Origin of the sequence: Oceanobacillus jordanicus, assembly GCF_022095695.1 — a bacterium.
In the GTDB taxonomy this organism is placed as follows: Bacteria; Bacillota; Bacilli; order Bacillales; family Amphibacillaceae; genus Oceanobacillus_B; species Oceanobacillus_B jordanicus.
In genome coordinates, this window is sequence record NZ_JAIFZM010000001.1 from 15,349 (window position 1) to 35,896 (window position 20,548).

24 protein-coding genes are annotated in these 20,548 nt (G+C 37.8%); 14 read left to right on the plus strand and 10 right to left on the minus strand.

Annotation, left to right across the window (positions count from 1 at the left end):
* Positions 1-22: 22 nt before the first annotated feature.
* Positions 23-346 (minus strand): hypothetical protein, encoded by a 324-nt coding sequence (locus K3T81_RS00085; protein ID WP_238017230.1) that lies wholly within the window; start codon positions 344-346, stop codon positions 23-25.
* 177 nt (positions 347-523) lie between these two features.
* Here K3T81_RS00085 and K3T81_RS00090 point away from each other — a divergent pair, with 177 nt between their 5' ends.
* On the plus strand, positions 524-874 hold the full coding sequence (locus tag K3T81_RS00090) for a DUF2200 domain-containing protein (RefSeq protein ID WP_238017231.1): 351 nt from the start codon (positions 524-526) through the stop codon (positions 872-874).
* A gap of 238 nt (positions 875-1,112) precedes the next feature.
* Here the strand turns inward: K3T81_RS00090 and K3T81_RS00095 are convergent, their stop codons facing one another.
* The 3 genes from K3T81_RS00095 to K3T81_RS00105 are packed head-to-tail and all read right to left on the minus strand — an operon-like array spanning position 1,113 to position 3,122.
* Positions 1,113-1,883, minus strand: a complete 771-nt coding sequence (locus K3T81_RS00095; RefSeq protein ID WP_238017233.1) for a hypothetical protein — start codon at positions 1,881-1,883, stop codon at positions 1,113-1,115.
* Positions 1,880-2,749 carry an ATP-binding cassette domain-containing protein gene (locus tag K3T81_RS00100; RefSeq protein ID WP_238017235.1) on the minus strand — a complete coding sequence of 290 codons (870 nt, stop codon included), beginning with the start codon at positions 2,747-2,749 and terminating at the stop codon, positions 1,880-1,882. Before K3T81_RS00100 ends, K3T81_RS00095 begins: the two co-directional genes overlap by 4 nt.
* Positions 2,739-3,122 carry a GntR family transcriptional regulator gene (locus K3T81_RS00105; RefSeq protein ID WP_238017237.1) on the minus strand — a complete coding sequence of 128 codons (384 nt, stop codon included), beginning with the start codon at positions 3,120-3,122 and terminating at the stop codon, positions 2,739-2,741. Before K3T81_RS00105 ends, K3T81_RS00100 begins: the two co-directional genes overlap by 11 nt.
* Positions 3,123-3,410: 288 nt before the next feature.
* Here K3T81_RS00105 and K3T81_RS00110 point away from each other — a divergent pair, with 288 nt between their 5' ends.
* A complete protein-coding gene (locus tag K3T81_RS00110) occupies positions 3,411-3,557 on the plus strand; it encodes a hypothetical protein (protein ID WP_238017239.1) in 147 nt (48 codons plus the stop codon).
* Positions 3,558-3,579: 22 nt separating this feature from the next.
* Here K3T81_RS00110 and K3T81_RS00115 read toward each other — a convergent pair whose 3' ends face one another.
* The gene (locus tag K3T81_RS00115; RefSeq protein ID WP_238017242.1) at positions 3,580-4,062 is read right to left on the minus strand and encodes a DUF4188 domain-containing protein; all 483 of its coding nucleotides are present in this window, start codon (positions 4,060-4,062) and stop codon (positions 3,580-3,582) included.
* Between the two features lie 14 nt (positions 4,063-4,076).
* Complete coding sequence (locus K3T81_RS00120; protein WP_238017244.1) at positions 4,077-4,616, minus strand: PadR family transcriptional regulator; 540 nt, start codon at positions 4,614-4,616, stop codon at positions 4,077-4,079.
* A gap of 172 nt (positions 4,617-4,788) precedes the next feature.
* Between K3T81_RS00120 and K3T81_RS00125 the strand changes: the two genes are divergently transcribed.
* From K3T81_RS00125 to K3T81_RS00135, 3 genes are all read left to right on the plus strand, one after another.
* Complete coding sequence (locus K3T81_RS00125; RefSeq protein ID WP_238017247.1) at positions 4,789-5,334, plus strand: GrpB family protein; 546 nt, start codon at positions 4,789-4,791, stop codon at positions 5,332-5,334.
* Between the two features lie 239 nt (positions 5,335-5,573).
* Entirely contained in the window at positions 5,574-5,714 is a 141-nt protein-coding gene (locus K3T81_RS00130) for a hypothetical protein (RefSeq protein ID WP_161464866.1), read from the plus strand.
* Between the two features lie 90 nt (positions 5,715-5,804).
* Positions 5,805-7,214 carry an NAD(P)H-binding protein gene (locus K3T81_RS00135; protein WP_238017249.1) on the plus strand — a complete coding sequence of 470 codons (1,410 nt, stop codon included), beginning with the start codon at positions 5,805-5,807 and terminating at the stop codon, positions 7,212-7,214.
* Between the two features lie 41 nt (positions 7,215-7,255).
* Here K3T81_RS00135 and K3T81_RS00140 read toward each other — a convergent pair whose 3' ends face one another.
* Positions 7,256-7,888, minus strand: a complete 633-nt coding sequence (locus K3T81_RS00140) for a pentapeptide repeat-containing protein (RefSeq protein ID WP_238017252.1) — start codon at positions 7,886-7,888, stop codon at positions 7,256-7,258.
* A 193-nt stretch (positions 7,889-8,081) separates the two neighbouring features.
* Between K3T81_RS00140 and K3T81_RS00145 the strand changes: the two genes are divergently transcribed.
* Together K3T81_RS00145 and K3T81_RS00150 are read left to right on the plus strand one after the other, a co-directional pair.
* Complete coding sequence (locus K3T81_RS00145; protein ID WP_238017255.1) at positions 8,082-8,261, plus strand: helix-turn-helix domain-containing protein; 180 nt, start codon at positions 8,082-8,084, stop codon at positions 8,259-8,261.
* Between the two features lie 122 nt (positions 8,262-8,383).
* Positions 8,384-9,178 (plus strand): hypothetical protein, encoded by a 795-nt coding sequence (locus K3T81_RS00150; RefSeq protein WP_238017258.1) that lies wholly within the window; start codon positions 8,384-8,386, stop codon positions 9,176-9,178.
* Between the two features lie 87 nt (positions 9,179-9,265).
* Here K3T81_RS00150 and K3T81_RS00155 read toward each other — a convergent pair whose 3' ends face one another.
* Both K3T81_RS00155 and K3T81_RS00160 read right to left on the minus strand, forming a co-directional pair.
* Positions 9,266-9,469 carry a hypothetical protein gene (locus K3T81_RS00155; protein ID WP_238017261.1) on the minus strand — a complete coding sequence of 68 codons (204 nt, stop codon included), beginning with the start codon at positions 9,467-9,469 and terminating at the stop codon, positions 9,266-9,268.
* A gap of 209 nt (positions 9,470-9,678) precedes the next feature.
* A complete protein-coding gene (locus K3T81_RS00160) occupies positions 9,679-10,101 on the minus strand; it encodes an organic hydroperoxide resistance protein (protein ID WP_238017264.1) in 423 nt (140 codons plus the stop codon).
* 121 nt (positions 10,102-10,222) lie between these two features.
* Between K3T81_RS00160 and K3T81_RS00165 the strand changes: the two genes are divergently transcribed.
* Entirely contained in the window at positions 10,223-10,657 is a 435-nt protein-coding gene (locus tag K3T81_RS00165) for a MarR family winged helix-turn-helix transcriptional regulator (RefSeq protein WP_238017268.1), read from the plus strand.
* A gap of 356 nt (positions 10,658-11,013) precedes the next feature.
* Entirely contained in the window at positions 11,014-11,493 is a 480-nt protein-coding gene (gene rlmH / locus K3T81_RS00170) for a 23S rRNA (pseudouridine(1915)-N(3))-methyltransferase RlmH (protein ID WP_238017271.1), read from the plus strand.
* A gap of 140 nt (positions 11,494-11,633) precedes the next feature.
* On the opposite strand, the gene K3T81_RS00175 is transcribed toward rlmH, so the two are convergent.
* The gene (locus K3T81_RS00175; protein WP_238017274.1) at positions 11,634-11,831 is read right to left on the minus strand and encodes a hypothetical protein; all 198 of its coding nucleotides are present in this window, start codon (positions 11,829-11,831) and stop codon (positions 11,634-11,636) included.
* A gap of 744 nt (positions 11,832-12,575) precedes the next feature.
* Here K3T81_RS00175 and K3T81_RS00180 point away from each other — a divergent pair.
* From K3T81_RS00180 to K3T81_RS00200, 5 genes are read left to right on the plus strand one after another with little or no spacing between them, the layout of a single operon-like run.
* Complete coding sequence (locus tag K3T81_RS00180; RefSeq protein ID WP_238017277.1) at positions 12,576-12,788, plus strand: type II toxin-antitoxin system Phd/YefM family antitoxin; 213 nt, start codon at positions 12,576-12,578, stop codon at positions 12,786-12,788.
* A gap of 19 nt (positions 12,789-12,807) precedes the next feature.
* Positions 12,808-15,498 (plus strand): N-6 DNA methylase, encoded by a 2,691-nt coding sequence (locus tag K3T81_RS00185; protein WP_238017280.1) that lies wholly within the window; start codon positions 12,808-12,810, stop codon positions 15,496-15,498.
* Positions 15,492-16,691 carry a restriction endonuclease subunit S gene (locus K3T81_RS00190; protein WP_238017283.1) on the plus strand — a complete coding sequence of 400 codons (1,200 nt, stop codon included), beginning with the start codon at positions 15,492-15,494 and terminating at the stop codon, positions 16,689-16,691. Before K3T81_RS00185 ends, K3T81_RS00190 begins: the two co-directional genes overlap by 7 nt.
* Positions 16,692-16,704: 13 nt before the next feature.
* Complete coding sequence (locus K3T81_RS00195; protein ID WP_238017286.1) at positions 16,705-19,830, plus strand: type I restriction endonuclease subunit R; 3,126 nt, start codon at positions 16,705-16,707, stop codon at positions 19,828-19,830.
* A complete protein-coding gene (locus tag K3T81_RS00200; protein WP_238017289.1) occupies positions 19,823-20,545 on the plus strand; it encodes a M48 family metallopeptidase in 723 nt (240 codons plus the stop codon). Before K3T81_RS00195 ends, K3T81_RS00200 begins: the two co-directional genes overlap by 8 nt.
* Positions 20,546-20,548 lie beyond the last annotated feature (3 nt).

The window sequence follows — 20,548 nt, forward strand, 5'->3', positions numbered from 1 at the left end:
TAAGCCCCTTTTCGTCATATATTTAATCGGTAACGCGCCCCTTATGTTTCTTAAATAAAGTGAAGTCAAGAAGGATGGTTATAACGTGAATGAGCAACGCTACAATCAGTATCCCCGTCATCACATTGAATTGGTAGCTTTCGTGAATTTGAACAATATCCGATAACGGTTTTAAGAAAGATACAGCCCTGTCTCCACTAGGACTAAGCCTGAAAATATGCCAGCCATTATGGTAATCCCCGATAACAGAAAATGTTAGCTGGATGGATAGAAAAACAATGAGATGAAGAACCAGACCTAGCAGTGCCTTCTGTCCCTTTCGCAATTTCAACTTTTTCTTCGTCATGACCTTCCCTCACTTTAAATCCCCTCAATTTTTGCCCGTTCCGATATATGTTGCTATATATTCATTTTACCTTATTTGAATAAGGTAGTGGAGGTATTGTGTTAAAATAATACATAAGTAAACGGCGATATCTCTGACCGCGAGTTAGGATTGTATATACGCTAAGGAGGATGTAGCATGACGAAACACAGGGTCTTTACAACAAGTGTCGCAAGTGTCTATCCACATTACGTTACCAAAGCGGAGAAAAAAGAACGTACAAAATCAGAAGTCGATGAAATTATCCGTTGGTTAACAGGTTATACCCAAGAAGAATTAGAAGAGCAATTGGAAAAAAAGACAGACTTTGAGACCTTCTTTGCGGAAGCACCAAATATGAATCCTTCACGCGATCTTATTAAAGGTGTGATCTGTGGTGTCAGAGTAGAAGACATCGAAGAACCAACGATGAGGGAAATTCGTTATTTGGATAAATTGGTCGATGAATTAGCAAAAGGAAAAAAGATGGAGAAAATTTTGCGGAAGTAATAAAGTGAAACTTCAATCAGTGGGGGGGGTTTCATTCTTATCCCACTGATTGTTAGTTGAACGAATCGGGGTGTTAACGTCCGTTTACTCCTACTTAAACAACACGATTTCACCTCATGTTTTGAAGTGGGAGTCTTACGGACGGTTGCACCGGGATAAATACTAACGAAGAACTTGCTCCCATTTATATCGATACAAAAGGGTAACCTTTGTGTGGCTACCCTTTCTTTAGATTCAGTTACATTCGAATAGAAACACGTTTTGTCAAAACACGGATTAAGTAAAACATGCCAAGAGGAATAAGGAGTAGGGCTACAATAGCGATTCCTTCTGGCACCTCAAGGAAAGCAAATCGATTAGGGATTGGCAGGCTTAATATCGATCTAAGGAGTACATTTTCCACTGTTAGAAGAACGATTGAAATAGCAATAGCCCCTAAGCCGGCAATAACCGAAAATTTATAAAAGGCGGCACTAATTAACCAACCAGCCAAATAATAGACTAAAATCTTTAAACTAAAGATACCAATCGCCAAAACCCAATTACTCTCAGGCTCCACAAAGGGCGTTACAATAAGAAACTCAACAATATCCCCTATGAAATTACTATCTTCTGTAGATACATCCATATTGGGTTCTCTAAATGAGAAACTCGTAACATTTTCAATAATGAGTTCTGTTATGACGGAAGTACCCCAAATGATAAACGGGAGGATAACGGTCAAACCAACCAAGGCGAGCGTCGCCCCTTTAAAGTAATTCTTCCTTGTCACACCAAGTCCCACATAGTGTGGGAGGTAGTATGTGGCCATGACCCCAATAACAAAGACGAAAAAAGTCGCTACAACAAAGAAGGAATTATACAAATTATCTTGGCCGTTTTCTTGCATATGAAAGATGAGCCTTACAAGTCCTATAATCAGCATTACCCCCATAATGCCAAATGCCCAAAATAGCTGTATTAAAAACATATCCGTCATCACTTTGAGATAGTTATTATGTTTTTTCATTCCGCTTCCTCCTCGGTTAAGTGGACAAATAGTTCATGGAGCGATAGTGGTGCGATTTCCAACCCTTTAGCGATTGCAGCCTGTTTTTCCTCTTCGCGTAACGTGCCATAAATCATGACCGATTTGGTCCCACCTAATTGCGTTTCATTTATCTGTTCCATGTCTTTAACGAACTCCTCCACGATCTCCTTGCTCCCTGTAATAGATGCACCTTTAGCAAGAAGTGTATCGTATTCCTCGTGAAGCAAAAGCTTTCCGTTGTTTAATAACAGCACGTCATCAAATAGATAATCCATTTCGGAAACGAGATGTGTGGAAAGAATAATCATTCTTGGATGCTCTTGCTGATCTGCTAATAATTCTTTATAAAAGATATCCCGTGATGGGGCATCCATACCAAGGTATACCTCATCAAAAATTGTGATCGGTGTTCTGCCCGCGAGACCAATGATGACATTGAGAGCGGACTGCATTCCTTTTGAAAAGTGTTTAACTGCTTTATCTTTGGGCAGTTTAAATTTTGCAACAAGCTCTTCTGCATAATCCATATCAAAATTAGGACGATAGTGCTGAACATCTTGAAGTAAGGAAACTATCTTATCTGTTTCATCCTTATAGTCTTTATCATATAAAAAGGCGACCTGTTGCATAATGTCCGCATTTTCAAAAGGGGCTTTCTCGTTAATGGTAAGCGAGCCACTAGACTGCTCATTAAAGGATGCGAGGATGGATAACAGACTTGTTTTCCCAGCACCATTTCTGCCAAGCAGACCATAGATTTTCTTTTCTGTTAACGCAAAGTTTATATCATGCAGGGCGGTATGATTCCTATAATGCAGACTCAAGTTCTTCACTTTAATAGTCATTTTGATCACGGCCTTTTACTTTTTTTATTAATTGAATGATCTCATTCTCTTCAATTTCCAGTTTGTCAGCTTCCTGAACTAATTTGACAACATAGTCCTCCATGAAGGAGAGCTTACGCTTTTCCTTCAGCTTTTCCTTTGCCCCAACGGCAACAAACATTCCAATCCCTCTCTTCTTATAAAGGATCCCTTCCTCCACCAGCGGATTAATCCCTTTCGTTACGGTGGCATGGTTAATCTTATAAAAATCAACCAACTGATTGGTGGAAGGTGCCTTCTCCTCTTCTTTTAATTGATTATTTAATATCTGATCTTCCAATCTTTCACGCACCTGGACATATATCGGTTTGTCTTGCGTAAATGCACCTCTCATGTTATCTCCCACAATCCTTTTTTGTGTTATACACTTATATGGTTATATACTTATGTGTATAACCATAACAGGTAATTTTTTTGAAGTCAATATAAACTGTGAAAGTTGGGTGGAGGGGTTTTATGGGAACAAAAAAAACCACACATAGCCCATTAAGCATGACGTGTGGCTTTGGATGTATGCTGCAAGAAGCGTTAATGAAAGTAAAGGTTTACTAGAGAATCCTAGTTTGCTTATCTATATGTTGTTACAATAAAGGAGATGAAAAAATCTAAGGAGGTGAAGGTTTTGGAAATGGCATGGATTATCATTATTATTATCGTGGCATACCTTCCTATGTTCTATCGAATTCATAAACGGCTTGACCATTTAGAAAAAGAAGTGAAGAAATTTAATAGCGGGCAAACGGATTATAAAAAGGGACCGAAAGCCTAGAGCAAGCAATGAGTGTGGGGCATTATTTAGCCGACGATGTTAGGCGCTTCCTAGCTGATCTTTTCTCAGGATTAATTGGAACGTGGGGCATGGCTTTTGCCAACCCATACTGTGGCATGTTGCCATAAACAGATTCATAGTTGCCTTGCTTCACTACATAGTTTTCATGGTAGATGCCGACTGCGGGATTGTCCCCCACTTTTTTGTTGAATTTTCTCCAAGCCTTTAAATGGTTGCTCCCTTTCGCATAGGCAAGCAGGTCTTCCGTAGAGCGCCAGTACTGGATCATGACGGTTGTGCGAAGACCGAAGAAACTTTCCATAGATAGGAAGCCAAGCTCTTCCTTGTTCGAGTATAGTTCTCTAATCATAGGTGGCATAGATTTCATGACAGGGAGCCATTTATGGATAGCCCTTCGCTTGTTAATGCGCATTCCAATAATAAATACAACAAGGTTTTCCTCATTCTCTGTTGTAAACCTTCCACTGAAAATGGTTTTACCCATTTTGTTTCCTCCTTTTAAATTGCTTTTATTGTGGCATTGCACCAATCGATGGCAGCCGCGGTAGTCCGCTTTCCATAATCGAGGGTGAATAGCCAATATTGTGCATCAGGGTCAGTCTCGTGATTTGTACGAATTGCTTGCTCAATCGAAGTATAAGTCTGCAGTCGTTCCACTAACTTTTGTTTATAGTCCTCCAGTTGGGCGAGCGTTTTATCTGTGGGCTGATGTCTCCCGAAAAAAAGTTTGAGTAGAACTTCATTTCGTTCCACTGGAGTCTGCTCAATTGGTTGTAAGAGCCACTTTTCCAATGCTTCCATTCCTTTGCTAGTGAGATCATATTCCTTTCTATCTGGCTTTCCATCCTGCGTGGTTGTCGTGACGGTGACTAATTCGCTCTCCGTTAGCTGTTTTAGTGTGGGATAGATCTGGCCATAACTAATTTTCCAGAAGTGGGATAGGCTCCGGTCCATAAGCTGCTTAATGTCGTAACCTGATTTGCATCCAGTTGTAAGAATCCCAAGAATTGCGTAGGTTGTATTATTGTACTTTTCCATGAAATTCATCCTATCTTTATGTTATGTATCATTTAGATATATAGTATATGAAAAATGTAGTAAAGGGAAGTTTTAATTTAAAGATTTACAAGGAAGTTAAATTGTTAGTAAGTCTAAACAGTAGTAATATACAAATAACTTAATGTAGTAAACCTTTAGAAAGGGGTACAATATGAGTAATATTCATGATGAATCTACATGGCCGATATGGGCTACAGAAGAAGTTGAGATCGAGGAGCCAAACCAAGCTTGGTTAGAAAAAGGAGAACGAGAGAAACAGTTACTTCTAGATCTTTTAGACCCTATAGGAATACAGGAAATCGAACACTATGGAAGTACATCTATCCCCAACTTACCATCTAAGCCAATTATCGATCTAATGGCGAAGGTTGATTCCTTTAAAAGCCTAGAGGATAAAGCACTCTCTATATTAAGTAATCATAACTGGCACTATGTACACCCAGATTTAGACCAGCGACCTTGGCAACGGTTTTTCGTAAAAGTAAGTAATAATAAGCGGGAAGCGCATCTACATTTATTGCTAAAAGGTGATGATAGGTGGGATAAACAGTTATTGTTTCGGGATCGATTACGATCTAACCAGGATCTGGTGAATGAATACGCAAAACTAAAAAGGAACTCAGCCGTAAAATTCAAAAATGATCGGGAGCAATACACAAAGTCTAAAACAGAGTTTATAAATTCTATTATAAATTAATTATTTAGAGTTTGGCGTATTGATGAAAGGGGAAAACGGTGTGAATTCTATAACATTTAGATTCTCCAGTAAACGAAAGGTTGTTTTTCTATAAAAGAACCTTACCAAATATTTGCGGCGATTTCATACTCTGTAAGGGATGATATAATTGTTTAATCTAATACTTTTGTTCTATCACGCTAGTTTAATATAATTTGGATAGACTAGCTTTTTCAAACCCTACTAAAAGGAGGGCTTTTATGAGTCGAAATAGTAACGATCGAGAAAGGGAAGATAAACAAGACACTTTTGACAGAGCGTTTGTAGGAAAGCCTGGCTTTATGATTATCCTTACTTTATTGGTCATTATAGGTAGTATAGTAATTAATTATTTTAAGTAGCATTCCTTTTAAATGAAATTAATGCCCATTGGTTACAGCCGCCCTTTAGAGGGTACAACCTAGTAGAAGAGATTAAAAGGATGTGGACCTATGTCAGAAAACAAACCCGTCGTCGCAGTAGCCGGAGCGAGTGGTTATATTGGACAGAACTTACTTGCCAAGCTACGTGGACGCATGAACATTATTGGGCTTTCTCGAAACGGAGATAAGCGTGAGGATACAGAAGATATCACGTGGCGTTCCTGTGACTTGTTCTCCTTAAAGGATGCGGAAAAAGGTCTAGAGGGAGCGGACATTGCAGTATACCTCGTGCATTCCATGATGCCCTCAGCTAAACTTACACAGGGTCATTTTGCAGATATGGATGTGATCCTTGCTGACAACTTCGCGCAGGCTGCAAAGAAGCAAGGTGTTAAGAAAATTATCTACCTTGGCGGCATTGTGCCTGAAGGGGTAGAAAAGCTTTCCGCCCATCTGAAAAGTAGATTGGAAGTGGAGCGCATTCTCCGGGCATATGGTACGCCGGTGACTGCATTACGTGCAGGGCTGATTGTTGGGCCAAAGGGATCTTCCTTTCCAATTCTAGCTAAGCTAGTTAAGCGTCTGCCGATTATGATTCTACCAAAATGGACACGCACCAAGACACAGCCTATTGCGTTACCGGATGTGCTGAACTCCTTGGATACAACGGTTTCAGAAGAGAAGGCAGTCAATGATTCCTATGATCTTGGTGGTCCGGAGGTTATGACATACCGCCAGATGATGGAGCAAACGGCAGAAGTCATGGGGAAAAAGCGGGTCATGTATAATGTTCCCTTCTTCTCCTTGTATCTGTCCCGTTTATGGTTACGAATAATTACGCAAACACCAAAGGAAACGGTTTATCCGCTTTTGGCGAGTCTAAAGCATCCCTTAACTGCCAATAAAGATGCAGATGGAGTCAGCCATGGAACGATTTCCTTTAAAGAAGCGGCAGCATATTCGCTAAGGGAGGGGGAAAATAAGCGCAAGCTATTTCCAAAACCTGAAATCGGACCATTGAAAAGAGATGTGCGGTCCGTTCAGCGTATTCCACTACCAGACGGCTATCGTGCCGATGAGGTGGCAAAATATTACGTGCAATGGCTGGAACGATTCCTAAATCCATGGGTTCGTACAACGGTTGATGAGGATCTAAATTGCCAGATTGGCTGGATTGGTAACAAGAAGCCTTTGCTGGAGCTTGCCTATGCACCAGAACGTAGTACAGAAGATCGTACGCTTTATTATATAAGTGGTGGCTTTCTGTCAGATTCCAGCCGGAATGAACGCGGCCGCATGGAATTTAGAAAAATACCAGAATCGAACGAAGCGATCATAGCTATTCACGATTACCTACCGTCCCTCCCATGGTTTGTCTATCAATACACCCAGGCTCACGCTCATCTATTTATTATGACTTGCTTCCGACACCATATGAAGCGGCTTGGTAAACAGCAAATGAAAGAACAACTGACCTGATAAAGAGCGATACTTTGAGGTATCGCTCTCACCTTCGAAATTTATCGAATATCCAACCCCAACATAGACGCAAAGTAAATGGCTTGATGCTGGGAAACGATGCAGTCTTTCAAGTCTTCCATCTTAACCACAAGGGTTTCAAAGTAAGATGTACTAATATCAATCCCCTTCAGCTTGGTGCTATCAAAACTAACCCCATTCAAATCACAATACGAATATAACGTTTGTTTCAGTTTGCAATTGAAAAAGTCTGCACTCTGCAGGTTGGATTCGGTAAACTGTGTTTTTTCAAATTTGGAGTCACCGAAATTACACATGGATAGCAAGCAATTTTCAAAGGAAACATTGCCAAAGCGTCCCTCGACAAACTGTACACCTAAAAGCTTACAGTTCTTGAACATAACGCGATGAATGCTCGCTGTGCTTAAATTAGCATTGGAAAAATCACAATTCTCAAAGTGGACGTCCGTCATATCAATATTCTCAAAAGACGTATTGTGAAACGTCGAATGCTTAATCACCATGCCATTTAAATGGACACGATCCAGTACCTCGTTATCAAAATAAGAGCCTTCAATTTCCATATTACTTAGATGCGGATCTTCCTCAAATAAAATATCTTGAAAATTCCCCTTCGGTAGTGCTTCTAATATGTTCGGTTTAGTTAATTTCATATTTTCCACCTTCAATTTTAAAGTAGTAGTAAAAAACGGTGCATGTCATTTCTACCGATATTATACCATTTCAATAAAAAACACTGCCTATAAAAAGTTTTTTTAAAGAGATGCCCCCAAAGCGTCTCTTTTTTCGATTATAGAAGTGAGTAGGAAAAATAGAAGGATTATAGCGTAGGGAGGAGGGAGCATGATGAACCGTACAACATTATGTGTAAGAGAAGTTGCAGCATATCTTGGCATACATAGAGACATGGTTTACTTATTGGTGAAGCGAAACAAAATACCACATTTGGTCATTCTTAATACAATCATATTCACGAAGGAATCGCTGGACGTTTGGGCTGGGGGTAGCGGATGTAATGGCGCATGAGCATTCCAACTATAACCTAAAGTAAATAACGAAATTTGAAATTAAAATACCGCACGCAAGGTCTGTCTCAGCGTTATTGGGAGGATGGCCTTTTCGCCTGCGAATAAAAGGGATGGACAAGTATGAATTATATTGAAAAAAACCGTAAAGAATCTGGATTCGTTAAGATTGGTAACCAAACAGTGCAAAAAGACTTAAATGACTTGGCGGCAATTGGATTACTCACACACATTCTAAGTCATTCTCCAACTTGGAGAATACGTAAATCAGAGCTACATAAGCAATTCACTCGCCGAAAGGTGGATAGTTCTTGGAAGGTGTTGCTTGAGCATCGATACATAATGGGTTTTTTCTGTCATGTGGATGGACACCATGAGTATTTCTATAAGGCAGCAGATCATCCTTTTTCACAAAGCTACTTTGAAACATTTATTGGGGAACAGAAAAAGGAGCTTGAAGAAAAAGGTCTAGCCGTGTTTAATATTAAAGCGATTAAGGACTCGCCCCTTGTAGTACCTGATTTTTTTTCTAATTTACAAAATGTACAATGCAAACCGGACAGTGCAAAAAGTGCTACTAAAAATGAAACAAATACAAAAGAAATACATACAAAAAAACATTCATTAGCAACTGTTAACAAGCCAGCCAATAAAGTGGATCAAATTATTAATATCGCCAATGAATTTTATGCAGACTTCGCTGCAGGGAGGTGGGCGAAGGAACAGTGGCATAAAATTATCGAAAAATACGCAAGAGAGTTCGTGGACAATGATCGAAACGTTCCTGATAATAAGCTAAAGGCATACGTATACGGGTCATTGAAGAAAATAGCCGAACATCATGACTACAAAAATTCCGAGGAATATGCGGATTATAAACGGGTTGTAAAAGAAATGTTTGTGGATCATGGTGTTTAAATTATTAGGTGTCGAATGCTAAAAATTAGTACACCTAGCAAGAAGAAAGGTCGCCGCATATTCCACTTTACTATTTTTCAATTTGCATTACGTCTGTTTTGTAAATCTCTCATACGCTCTTGACGTGATGGTTGAAATATAGAGAAGGCTTGCAAATGATACAGCTGCTACAAAAGGTAAATATAATGCCTTATTCATCAATGGCATATCGACGGAGAAAAAAGCAGCTATTGTAATAACGAAAGAAATGACTAATGCTTTCACTACATTGCGTTTTCTTACTTTTTGCATGGTTTTCGATCCTCCTTATCCCAAGTATATATTTATAGTACAAGGAAACGAATATTTTGCAAACTTATAAATGAGAAAAATATTACCGTGGTGGGAAATAGTTGTTTACATTAGACTACTCAATAAAAATTTAACGCAAAAAGCCCCATAAAAGGGGCCATTGCGGTAATAAGGGAGATTCAAACTGAAACGCTTTAACTTCCTCTTCTTTATTTCGCGATTGCTGTTTTCTTCACTTTTACATTTCCTTCAATGGCGCGAGAATATGGGCAAGCTTCATGCGCTTGATCCATTAGTTCCTCTGCTTCTTCTTGTGTAACGCCTTCCATCTCAGCTTTTAGCTTTACACTCAAGCCAAAGCCTTTCAGTTGTTTTTCAATGCTTACTTCTGCTGTTACTTCTGAGGTGATTTTTTTCTTCGCATTCCCGGCAACCATTTGCAAGGCACTGTCAAAGCAGGCAGCATAGCCAGCTGAGAAGAGCTGTTCTGGGTTTGTGGTGCCTTCTTTTTCATTTCCACCCAATCCTTTTGGTAAAGATAAAGCTAGATCCAATGTGCCATCAGATGATTTCACCGTTCCTTGACGACCACCTGCTGCAGTTGAAGACGCTGTGTATAATGCTAATCCCATAATAAAACACTCCTCTTTTTTGTATTGTGCACAATTCGATTGTACACAATTAAATAGTGTGACGTCAATTATTATAATTCTGTTTCGTAACTTGTTATAATAAGTCCAGGAGTGATCAACAATGGCAAATGAAATATTAAAATTAGATAATCAAATATGCTTTCAACTATATGCAACAACACGCGAAATGACGAAGCGGTATCGTCCATTATTAGAGGAATTGAACGTCACCTATCCACAATACCTAGTGTTACTTGTCCTCTGGGAAACAGATCGCATCTCGGTAAAAGCATTAGGTAAACGACTCTTCTTAGATTCTGGAACACTGACACCAATGCTGAAGCGGATGGAAGAGCATGGTCTAATACAGCGAGCGCGTTCAAAAGAAGATGAACGAGTCGTAGAAGTCGTCTTAACAGAACAAGGGCAGCAAGCAGAAAAACAAGCAGAACAGATCCCACTACAATTTATTGAACAGACCAATCTAAACGAAGAAGAAGTGATCCAGCTAAAACAAACCTTGTCTAAAATGCTTGCTCAGTTGGATGAGGCGTAGATTTGTGAAAAAATGTTAAAAGCCTAAGTGTCCTTTTGTGATAACTAGGCTTTTACTATAGAAATATAGAGTAGAGTGATTTCGAAGTGGGAGGCTGGTTATGAAGGAGAAGCTTATTTCAGTTGTTGCTTTTTTTATGCTGTTTTGGATCCTATTAAAAATCTTTGTATCTTACTGGGGGAGCTTTATACCGTAGACCCCTGTATCGGATCTATGGAGTTTATTGGTGGTTTTTATTCTTCTAGTTCCGTTGGCTGCCATATTAGCAAGGCTACTCGTCAACGCGATCCCGCGTTAACTATAGAATAACTGTGGTAAAATATAGGGAATAAAAGACGGCAAAGGATGTAGCTACAATGAAAATAACCCTCGTATCAGTTGGAAAATTAAAAGAAAAATACCTCAAGCAAGGCATACAGGAATATTTGAAGCGGTTGAGTGCATATGCCAAGGTAGATATTGTGGAAGTCGCTGATGAAAAGGCTCCAGAGAATATGAGTGATGCAGAAATGCTAGAAGTGAAACGAAAAGAAGGCGAGCGCATCCTCTCCCATATTAGCCAGGATACCTATGTCATCACCCTCGAGATCAACGGAAAGATGCTAAGCTCTGAACAGCTTGCAGCAAAAATGGACGAGCTTGCGACCTATGGGAAAAGCAAGATAGCTTTTGTGATTGGCGGATCATTGGGGATTAGTGAAGATGTGCAAAAACGAAGTGATTTGGCTTTGTCTTTTTCTAAAATGACGTTTCCTCATCAGGTTATAAGGTTGGTATTATTGGAGCAGGTTTATCGGGCGTTTCGGATAAATCGAGGTGAACCTTACCACAAATAGGTAGCGGTTTTCTTTAAAATTTAATCCCCTAAGTATGAGGGGAGAGCTTTTCGTAACCATATTATGTAGTGAGGAGTCATCTGGACTTCTGCTACTTTCTGGTATATGGGCAATAAAAGAAAATTGAATATCTTTTAATTCTAGAATTCTTTTAGTTGCTCTTTTAAGAAGTCTGTACTAACTTCTTTCATTATATTTTCATTCGTTTCTTGTGTGTTCTGTAATTTTGATAATGTATGCTTTAAGTCATATTCCTCTTCTCTTAGTTCTGCAATTCTTATTTTAGCTTCTTCACGAGTATAAAAACCGGATCCCGTTATTACCTCATCTTGAATCACTTTCTTTTGAATTCTTTTAAATCAAGGGATTAGCATGTGTTGATAAATCAACATTCTTACTAAGTAATAGAGGGTTGGAGCATCAGTGTCAGAATGACGGTTTTTCATTACCCGAAGGGATTTAGTCTAACGTAATGACAGATTTTTAATGTTTTTACTCATGAAGATTGACATAGCCGGGGCACGAATATTTATAGAAAGAATAATAACTAGTACCTAGTAGGGGCAGGAAATTTTTATTATTTTCTCTTTTCTATATGGAACTTTTATTTGAGTGTTTTAATTTCTATTTAGAGTGTCAAAGGAGCAATCCTCTCTGAAGACCATCTTTATAACCTCTCGATTTTATAAGAATTTACCGCAAATCTTTTTACGGAATCTATCAAATCGTTACGATATGCGCAAGGAAGAGATAGACAATTTAGTGGAGGACTAGTAGTGACAGGTACGCTTCTGATGAAGAAACCCAACAGATAATTAAAGAAGACGCGGACATGAATATGTCTGAAAATGCGTATATTGTGAAGAGTCACGCGGAGTGCGCGTTGACAGAGTTAACCCTAAATAATGAAGTGCGTTTTATGCTCCCTCAGACTAATGGTTCGGGGGATTTTTGACCTCCGAGGTCTAACTTTCTCGCGGTAGATAACATAATATTTGAGTTGAAAAGGTAATTACATTTCGAGTATAAATAGGCATTTCAATAAGCTTGTGGTAAAATAAGAAGAAAAAGTAGGTGAGAAAATGGATAGTCAAGATAAATTACAAAAACAGCCTATGGACTTTTATAATATGTCAAATTTTTTAAAAGGACAATCTTCGAAATTAATAACTAAATTATCTGATGAGGATAGGACAGCTTTCGTTTTAAAAAATGGAAAGCCTATTGCTGTTCTAATTTCTAATGAACGCTATGAAAGGCTTTTAAAATCAGGAATTGATATAGCAGAATATTAAAGACAGTGAGGTTAAAAAAATGGCAGTAAAAAAATCAGAATTGTATTCTCTATTATGGGAGGCTTGTAATAAATTAAGAGGTGGTGTGGAACCGTCAAGATACAAAGACTACGTTCTTGTATTATTATTTTTTAAATATGTATCAGATAGATACAAAGGACAACGCTTTGCTGAGTTTACAGTAAGTGAAGGCGCATCATTTGATGACTTGATTGCTGCAAAAGGTAAAAGCGATGTTGGTGAGCGAGTAGATAAAATAATTCAAAAATTCTTAGAAGAGAACCGTCTTCAAGGTTCTTTACCTGATGTTAGTTTTAATAATCCAGATGAACTAGGTTCTGGTAAGGAACTAGTTGATAAAGTTTCTGGACTTATTGCTATATTCCAAAACCCTGCTATCGACTTCAAAAATAACAGAGCTAGTGGCGATGACATCATCGGAGATGCTTATGAGTATTTCATGATGAAATTTGCTCAAGAGTCTGGTAAGAGCAAGGGACAATTCTATACGCCCAGTGAGGTATCACGTATTATTGCTAGGCTTATCGGTATTGGTGACATTAAACAAGAAATGGGCAAAAAGTGGACGCTTCATGACCCTGCAGCGGGGAGTGGTTCTTTACTAATTCGTGCAGCAGATGAAGCTCCTACAGATGAAAATGGTGACTCTATCGTTACAATATTCGGACAAGAAAAATACCCTGATACTGCAGGTTTGGCAAAGATGAACTTTATCCTTCACAATAAAGGTACAGGTGAAATTAAGAGCGGTAATACATTAGCAAACCCCGCATATACGGATGATTTTGGTGGACTTAAGAAATTTGACTTTATTGTTATGAATCCACCATTCTCAGATAAGGATTGGATTGATGGAATTAAACCATCAGAAGATAAATATAAAAGGTTCGATGGTTATGGCATTCCACCAGAGAAGAGTGGTGACTATGCTTGGTTTTTACATGTTTTAAAGGCATTAGAGAGTAATGGTAAGGCAGGCATTATTCTACCTCATGGTGTACTGTTTAGAGGGAACGCTGAAGCAACTATCAGAAAAGCAGTTCTTGATAAGCGATATATCAAGGGTATCGTTGGGTTGCCTGCAAACTTATTTTATGGTACAGGAATTCCTGCTAGTATCATCATCATTGATAAAGAGAATGCTGATAAACGTGAAGGTATCTTTATGATTGATGCAAGCCATGGATTTATGAAAGACGGAAATAAGAACCGTCTTCGTGAACAAGATATTGAAAAGATAGTACAAACCTTTGTTAATAAAGAGGAAATTGAGGGATACTCTCACTTTATTACTTATAAAGAAATTTTAAAAGAAAACGATGGAAATCTAAATGTGCCTCGTTATATTCAAAAATCTGATGATACATTGCCACAAAACATCACATCACATCTTAAAGGTGGTATTCCAGAAGCTGATATTGATTCAATAGAAAGGTTATGGAAAGTATCACCGCAGTTAAAGCAAAAGATTTTTAAATGTAATGATGGAAAAGACAGTATCTATACCCTTGCAATTTCACCAAATGAGATAGAAACGGTTATCTCTGAAGATGAAAAGATCAAGAGCGAAAAGGAAAACGAATGCGGAGAGTTATTCAGTGCATGGCGAAATGAAATAAAAGATATGATGCTAAACATCAATGCAGATATAAATCCAAAAGAGTTAATCCGTAATATTGGTTTACAAATATTACACAGATTTGAGTCAGCGCAACTTTTAGATAATTACGATGTGTATGACTTTCTGCTTAATTACTGGAATGAGAGTATGCAAGATGATGTATATATAATTAAAGCTAGTGGGTATGAGGCAGGTGGTGAAGTTGAATATGTATATGCTCAAAAGAAACAAAAAGACGAGAGCGGTGAAACTGTATCAGTTGATGATACTACTAAAATGAAATCTTTTGAAGGGGCGCTAATTTCAAGAGAGGTTATTGAAAATGAGTATTTTGAAAAAGAGCTATTAGCACTTAAAGATCTAATTGAAAAGTCAGCATTGCTTGAATCTGAACTCGATGAAATGCGTGAAGAAGAATCGGGAGAGGACGGTTTACTTGTAAATGCCTTAAATGAAAAAGGAGACAGTATTCCTAAGGCGAATCTTAATAAGCAAATTAAGGAACTCGAGAGTAGAAAGACATCATCTGTAATGAGCGACATTACAAAACTGATTGAATTATTGGATGTAGGCGACACAGACGAAATGGAAAAAACCGTAAAAGCTAATAGCGAGCTAAAGGGTTACGAACTTAGAAATAAGAATGGTTCATTTGGTAAGTCTAAGTTAAAAGCGGCCTTAAAAGATGCAATTCATAATGCAGTCATGCCCGAAGTTTATGCTGATGAATATAAAGCATTGCTTGCATTTCAAGCGAAGATGACAGAAAAGGAAGAAGTCGACAAAGCAGTAAAAGAAACACAAAAAGCGTTTGAAGAGCTAGTGCTTGAAAAATATGGGGAACTATCAGTAGATGAAATTAAGTATTTGCTTTTTGATAAGAAGTGGATGGCAAAGCTTGAGGATGATATTACTGATGCGATAGATCAAGTACTAAATGATCTTGCATCAAGAGTTGTACTAATTGCAAAACGCTACGAGCATACTTTAAGTGAGCTTGAGGAAAAAGTAGTTCAGTCTAAAGTAAGAGTAAAATCTGCTTTAGAAAGGATGGGGTACTCATGGTAACTTATCCTGAGGATTGGAAAGCTTTGCAATTAAAGGACATTGGCAATATACAAATGTGTCGAAGAATTTTCCAATACCAGACTAAAAAAAATGGTCAAATTCCTTTTTATAAGATAGGGACTTTTGGTAGAAATGCGGATGCATATATTTCGAGAGAACTCTTTGAACAGTTTAGAAAGATGTATCCATATCCTTCAAAAGGTGATGTTCTATTATCTGCTGCTGGGACGGTAGGAAAAGTAGTTTTATTTGATGGACGTGAATCGTATTTTCAAGACTCTAATATTGTTTGGCTCAAAGTAGATGAAAGTAAAATAGATAAAAGGTTCTTATACTATTTTTATAAATCTTTTCCTTGGAAGGCTTTAGAAGGAACAACTATCCGAAGACTTTATAACAATATAATATTAAATACAGACATTTTTCTTCCTCCTCTCTTAGAACAACAAGTCATCGCCTCAGTTTTATCAGATTTCGATGTGCATATCGACAACCTAACCGAACTAATAGAAAAGAAAAAAGCTATTCGTGCTGGTGCTTTGGAGGATTTGGTTAGTGGTAATACTAGACTTGGTGGATTTGATGGAGAGTGGGAAACTGTTGCATTTAACGATGTAATTACGCCTAAGGCTAGAATAGGTTGGCAAGGTTTAAAGAAAGGTGAGTATTTGAAGCGTGGTTACAGTTATTTAATAGGAGGTACAGATTTTCAACGTGGAACTATAAATCTCAATGATATTTCATATGTAACTAAAGGTAGGTACGAAATGGATTCTAACATTCAAGTGGAACAAGATGATGTACTTGTTACAAAAGATGGAACAATCGGCAAGGTTGCTTTAGTCCCTGAAATTAGTAAACCCGCAACATTAAATAGTGGTGTATTTGTATTTAAAACTAAGGAACGGTTGAAATCAATATTTTTATTTAGGATACTAATGTCGTCAGTTTTTAGAGATTTCATAGCAATTCTTTCAGCTGGTTCGACAATTAAACATCTATATCAAAAGGATCTTAAAAACTTTGAATTTAAAATTCCTGTTGATGTCGCGGAACAACAAGCCATCGCTCAAGTCCTAACAGCGATGGATGAAGAAATCGAGTCACTTGAAACTGAAAAAGTCAAGATGATGGGTATTAGAAAAGGTGCAATGGATGACCTTTTAACTGGTCGTGTACGTCTTAAAGTATAAGGAGGTTAAGTTTATGTCTGTAGATTTGGAAAGAAAATTACAAAACAAAGTCCTCCACTGGTTAATAGATGAAGAGAAAGATGGTGGCTTAGGTTACACATATCTTGGCAATCTTGAAGACCAAGACAACACACCAATTAAAGAGGATTTGCTTAAGAAGAATCTTGAAAATCGTGGCTACAATGAAGATCAAATTTCAAAGGCAGTAACTGAAATAGTATCAAAAGCAAGCAATCAAGTAGACAATCTTTATCAAATTAATAATGAAGTTTACTCTCTTCTTCGTTATGGTAAACAAGGTGTCAAAGATGAAAATAGAAATCGTCAAACGGTGCATTATATCGATTGGGATAATGTGGAAAATAATGATTTTCATGTTGCTGAAGAAGTAAGTGTTCGTTGCTTTGATCATGTGACAAGAAAGCGCCCCGATGTGGTGCTATTTATAAACGGCATTGCTCTGGGAGTGTTTGAATTAAAGCGTTCATGCGTAAGCATAGGCGAGGGCATCCGTCAAAACCTTACTAATCAAAAGAAAGAGTATATTCAAAGTTTCTTTAGCACTGTTCAATTACTTTTTGTCGGTAACGAAGCAGAGGGTCTTAAGTATGGGACAATTGAGACATCTGAGAAGTATTATCTAAAGTGGAAAGAAGATAATAAAGCGACAGACGAACTATCTACTGCAGTCAAGAATATTCAATCTAAAGAAAAAAACAAGCTAAGAAATGCAATCGTTTCTCTTTGTCAAAAAGAACGCTTTTTGTCATTGATTCACGATTTCATTATCTTTGATGCAGGTGTGAAGAAGGTAGCTAGGCATAATCAATACTTCGCTAATATCGCAGCTAGAAAAAGGATTCTTTCAGATGAAGGCGGTATTATCTGGAATACCCAAGGTTCAGGTAAGTCCTTGATTATGGTCTGGCTTACCAAGTGGATTATTGAAAATGTAGCAGATAGCCGTGTAGTCATCATTACAGACCGTGACGAACTTGATGATCAAATAGAGAGCTTGTTTATTGATGTTAACGAGAAAGTAAAAAGAGCGAAAAGTACATCCGATTTAAGAGATTTACTGAATAAAAATGAGGATTCTATCATATGCTCTTTGATTCACAAGTATGGGCATAATGCAGGTAAACAATCTGATGTGGATCAGTACCGTAAAGAATTATTGAAAAATTTGCCTGCTGACTTTAAAGCAAAAGGAAACATCATTGCTTTTATCGATGAGTGTCACCGTACAAATTCTGGGAAATTGCACGAGGCTGTTAAGGTGCTTATGCCAGAATCTTTACTTATCGGTTTTACAGGAACACCACTTCTGAAAAAAGATAAATCTACTAGCATCGAAACTTTTGGTCCATATATCCATACCTATAAATTTAATGAGGGCGTAGAGGATGGAGTGGTTCTTGACTTGCGTTATGAGGCAAGAGATGTTGACCAAGAATTAAGCAATGAAAAAAAAGTTGATTTATGGTTCGATAATAAGACCACAGGCTTAACGGATAGAGCGAAGACAAAACTAAAGCAAAGTTGGACTTCTATCAATAAGTTATACAGTTCAAGACAAAGACTTGAAAAAATTGCTGGCGATATCATCTTTGATATGAATTTAAAACCACGTCTTAAAAAAGACCGTGGAACAGCTATGCTAGTTGCAAATAGTATTTACGAGGCTTGCAGATACTGGGATATCTTTACGAGCCACGGCTTTAATAGGTGCGCAATTGTTACTTCGTATGATGCTTCTGATGCAAGTGTTAGAACTGCTACAAGCGACTTAAATTCAGAAGGTGAAGAAGAGTACAAGAAGTCCATTTATGAGCGTATGCTTAGAGGTAAAAAACTGTCTCAGTTCGAAAAAGAAGTAAAGGAGCAATTCAAAAAATACCCTGCCAAAATGAAACTTCTTATTGTGGTGGATAAACTTTTGACAGGTTTCGATGCTCCAAGTGCGACATACTTATATATCGACAAATCCATGAGAGACCACGACTTGTTCCAAGCGATCTGTAGAGTGAATAGACCAGATGGTGAGGATAAAGACTTTGGATATATCGTTGATTATATGGACTTATTCCGTAATGTGCAACTTGCGGTTGCTGATTATACAACTGAGGCGTTTGATAACTTTGATAAAGAAGATGTTGATGGACTTATTAAAAATCGTTATGATGAGGCGAAATCTGAAATGGTAGGTGCAATTGCATCGCTTAAGGATTTGTTTGAAAATGTCAATGCACCAAAAGAAGACATAGATTATATTGAATATTTCTGTGGTGAAAATAGCGAGGATGATGAGAATACAGGTCGTAGAGATATTTTGTACGCTTTAACTGCCTCTTTGACTCGTTCATTTGCGAATTGTTGTGACAAACTTGTGAGCGACTATGATTATTCAGACGATCAAGTAAAACAACTTAGAAGTAATATTTCTGGATATAATAAAATAAAGGAAATGGTTAAACTTGCTAGCTGTGATTATATCGACCTAAAGCCCTACGAAGCTGATATGCGTTATATCCTTAACACCTACATCCGTGCAGATGATTCTAAAATAGTTAGCGAGCTTGGCAATATGTCATTGGTTGAGTTACTACTAGACAACACAACTACAACGCCAATAGATGCATTAGTGAAAGAACTGCCAGGAAGTGATAACGTAAAGGCTGAGACCATTGAAAATAACTTGCAACATGAAATCGTTAAGAAGATGTCTTCAAATAAAGTCTACTATGGTAAGCTATCGGAAATGCTCCAAATAATCATTGACCAAAGACGAATTGAGGCTATGAGTTATGAGGAGTATCTTCGTCAAGTTGTAGAATTAGCACAGGCGATTTTACATCCGGAAGAAAATTCTGGTTACCCTGATGCTGTTAAAAATAGCGAAGCAAGAAGAGCTTTCTTTGACTACTTTGATAGAGATGAAAAACTGGCTGTAAATATTGATAGTGCTATCCGTAATGCAATACGTCCTGATTGGTTGAGGAATTTCCAGAAACAACAAATTATAAGACTTGCTATATATCAAAATCTATTGGTATATGGTTATGACGAAGACGAAGCAACTGAAAAAACTAATGCCGTCTTCGATATAGCTGGAAGGCAGGTAGAATACGATGAGTAGTGAAGCAATAATTGGTGGCATGCCAATAGAAATTATCAAAAAGAAAAATCTTAAAAATCTTTATATAAGAGTTAATCCGCCAGAAGGAAATGTAACTGTCAGTACTCCTAGCGATTATCCTGATGAAGAAATAAGGCTTTTTGTTTTGAAGAAAATGCCAGAGATTACCAAGGTGAGAGATAGGATGTTGGCACAACCACGTCAAACTGAACGTGAATATGTATCTGGCGAATCACATTATTTATGGGGAAAGCCGTACCGTTTGCAGGTCGTCTATGAAGGAAACAAATACGAAATTACTAAACTACCAAATAAGATTATTTTAACTGCACCCGAAAGATCAACCAAAGAATCTAGGGAGAGTGCTTTTAACGAATGGTACAGAGAAGAACTTAAACGAGTATTGAATGGTGTTATTTCAACGTGCGAGTCAAAGACAAATCTGCATGCTAATGAATATAAAATAAAGAACATGAGGACAAAGTGGGGCGCTTGTAATATTAATAAAAAAAGAATATGGATTAATTTGCAGCTTGCTAAAAAGCCAGTTGAATGTCTTGAGTATGTAGTTATTCATGAACTGGTACACTTGATAGAAAAGAATCACACTAATAGATTCCATGCACTTGTTGAGGAGTTCTACCCTACTTGGAAAGAGGCAAGAAAGCTATTAGCAGAGATGCCTTTAGATTATATTGAAAAAGGAGAAGGGTAGAGG

Excerpts from the sequence above, each read along its gene's own strand:
- K3T81_RS00115 (WP_238017242.1), bottom strand. The coding sequence starts at position 4,062 with ATGGGTAAAACCATTTTCAGTGGAAGGTTTACAACAGAGAATGAGGAA.
- K3T81_RS00190 (WP_238017283.1), top strand. The coding sequence starts at position 15,492 with ATGGTAACTTATCCTGAGGATTGGAAAGCTTTGCAATTAAAGGACATT.
- K3T81_RS00090 (WP_238017231.1), top strand. The coding sequence starts at position 524 with ATGACGAAACACAGGGTCTTTACAACAAGTGTCGCAAGTGTCTATCCA.
- K3T81_RS00160 (WP_238017264.1), bottom strand. The coding sequence starts at position 10,101 with ATGGGATTAGCATTATACACAGCGTCTTCAACTGCAGCAGGTGGTCGT.
- K3T81_RS00155 (WP_238017261.1), bottom strand. The coding sequence starts at position 9,469 with ATGCAAAAAGTAAGAAAACGCAATGTAGTGAAAGCATTAGTCATTTCT.
- K3T81_RS00105 (WP_238017237.1), bottom strand. The coding sequence starts at position 3,122 with ATGAGAGGTGCATTTACGCAAGACAAACCGATATATGTCCAGGTGCGT.
- K3T81_RS00100 (WP_238017235.1), bottom strand. The coding sequence starts at position 2,749 with ATGACTATTAAAGTGAAGAACTTGAGTCTGCATTATAGGAATCATACC.
- K3T81_RS00165 (WP_238017268.1), top strand. The coding sequence starts at position 10,223 with ATGGCAAATGAAATATTAAAATTAGATAATCAAATATGCTTTCAACTA.
- K3T81_RS00140 (WP_238017252.1), bottom strand. The coding sequence starts at position 7,888 with ATGAAATTAACTAAACCGAACATATTAGAAGCACTACCGAAGGGGAAT.
- K3T81_RS00135 (WP_238017249.1), top strand. The coding sequence starts at position 5,805 with ATGTCAGAAAACAAACCCGTCGTCGCAGTAGCCGGAGCGAGTGGTTAT.
- K3T81_RS00120 (WP_238017244.1), bottom strand. The coding sequence starts at position 4,616 with ATGGAAAAGTACAATAATACAACCTACGCAATTCTTGGGATTCTTACA.
- K3T81_RS00185 (WP_238017280.1), top strand. The coding sequence starts at position 12,808 with ATGGCAGTAAAAAAATCAGAATTGTATTCTCTATTATGGGAGGCTTGT.
- K3T81_RS00150 (WP_238017258.1), top strand. The coding sequence starts at position 8,384 with ATGAATTATATTGAAAAAAACCGTAAAGAATCTGGATTCGTTAAGATT.
- K3T81_RS00180 (WP_238017277.1), top strand. The coding sequence starts at position 12,576 with ATGGATAGTCAAGATAAATTACAAAAACAGCCTATGGACTTTTATAAT.
- K3T81_RS00130 (WP_161464866.1), top strand. The coding sequence starts at position 5,574 with ATGAGTCGAAATAGTAACGATCGAGAAAGGGAAGATAAACAAGACACT.
- K3T81_RS00125 (WP_238017247.1), top strand. The coding sequence starts at position 4,789 with ATGAGTAATATTCATGATGAATCTACATGGCCGATATGGGCTACAGAA.
- rlmH (WP_238017271.1), top strand. The coding sequence starts at position 11,014 with ATGAAAATAACCCTCGTATCAGTTGGAAAATTAAAAGAAAAATACCTC.
- K3T81_RS00085 (WP_238017230.1), bottom strand. The coding sequence starts at position 346 with ATGACGAAGAAAAAGTTGAAATTGCGAAAGGGACAGAAGGCACTGCTA.
- K3T81_RS00200 (WP_238017289.1), top strand. The coding sequence starts at position 19,823 with ATGAGTAGTGAAGCAATAATTGGTGGCATGCCAATAGAAATTATCAAA.
- K3T81_RS00095 (WP_238017233.1), bottom strand. The coding sequence starts at position 1,883 with ATGAAAAAACATAATAACTATCTCAAAGTGATGACGGATATGTTTTTA.
- K3T81_RS00195 (WP_238017286.1), top strand. The coding sequence starts at position 16,705 with ATGTCTGTAGATTTGGAAAGAAAATTACAAAACAAAGTCCTCCACTGG.
- K3T81_RS00145 (WP_238017255.1), top strand. The coding sequence starts at position 8,082 with ATGAACCGTACAACATTATGTGTAAGAGAAGTTGCAGCATATCTTGGC.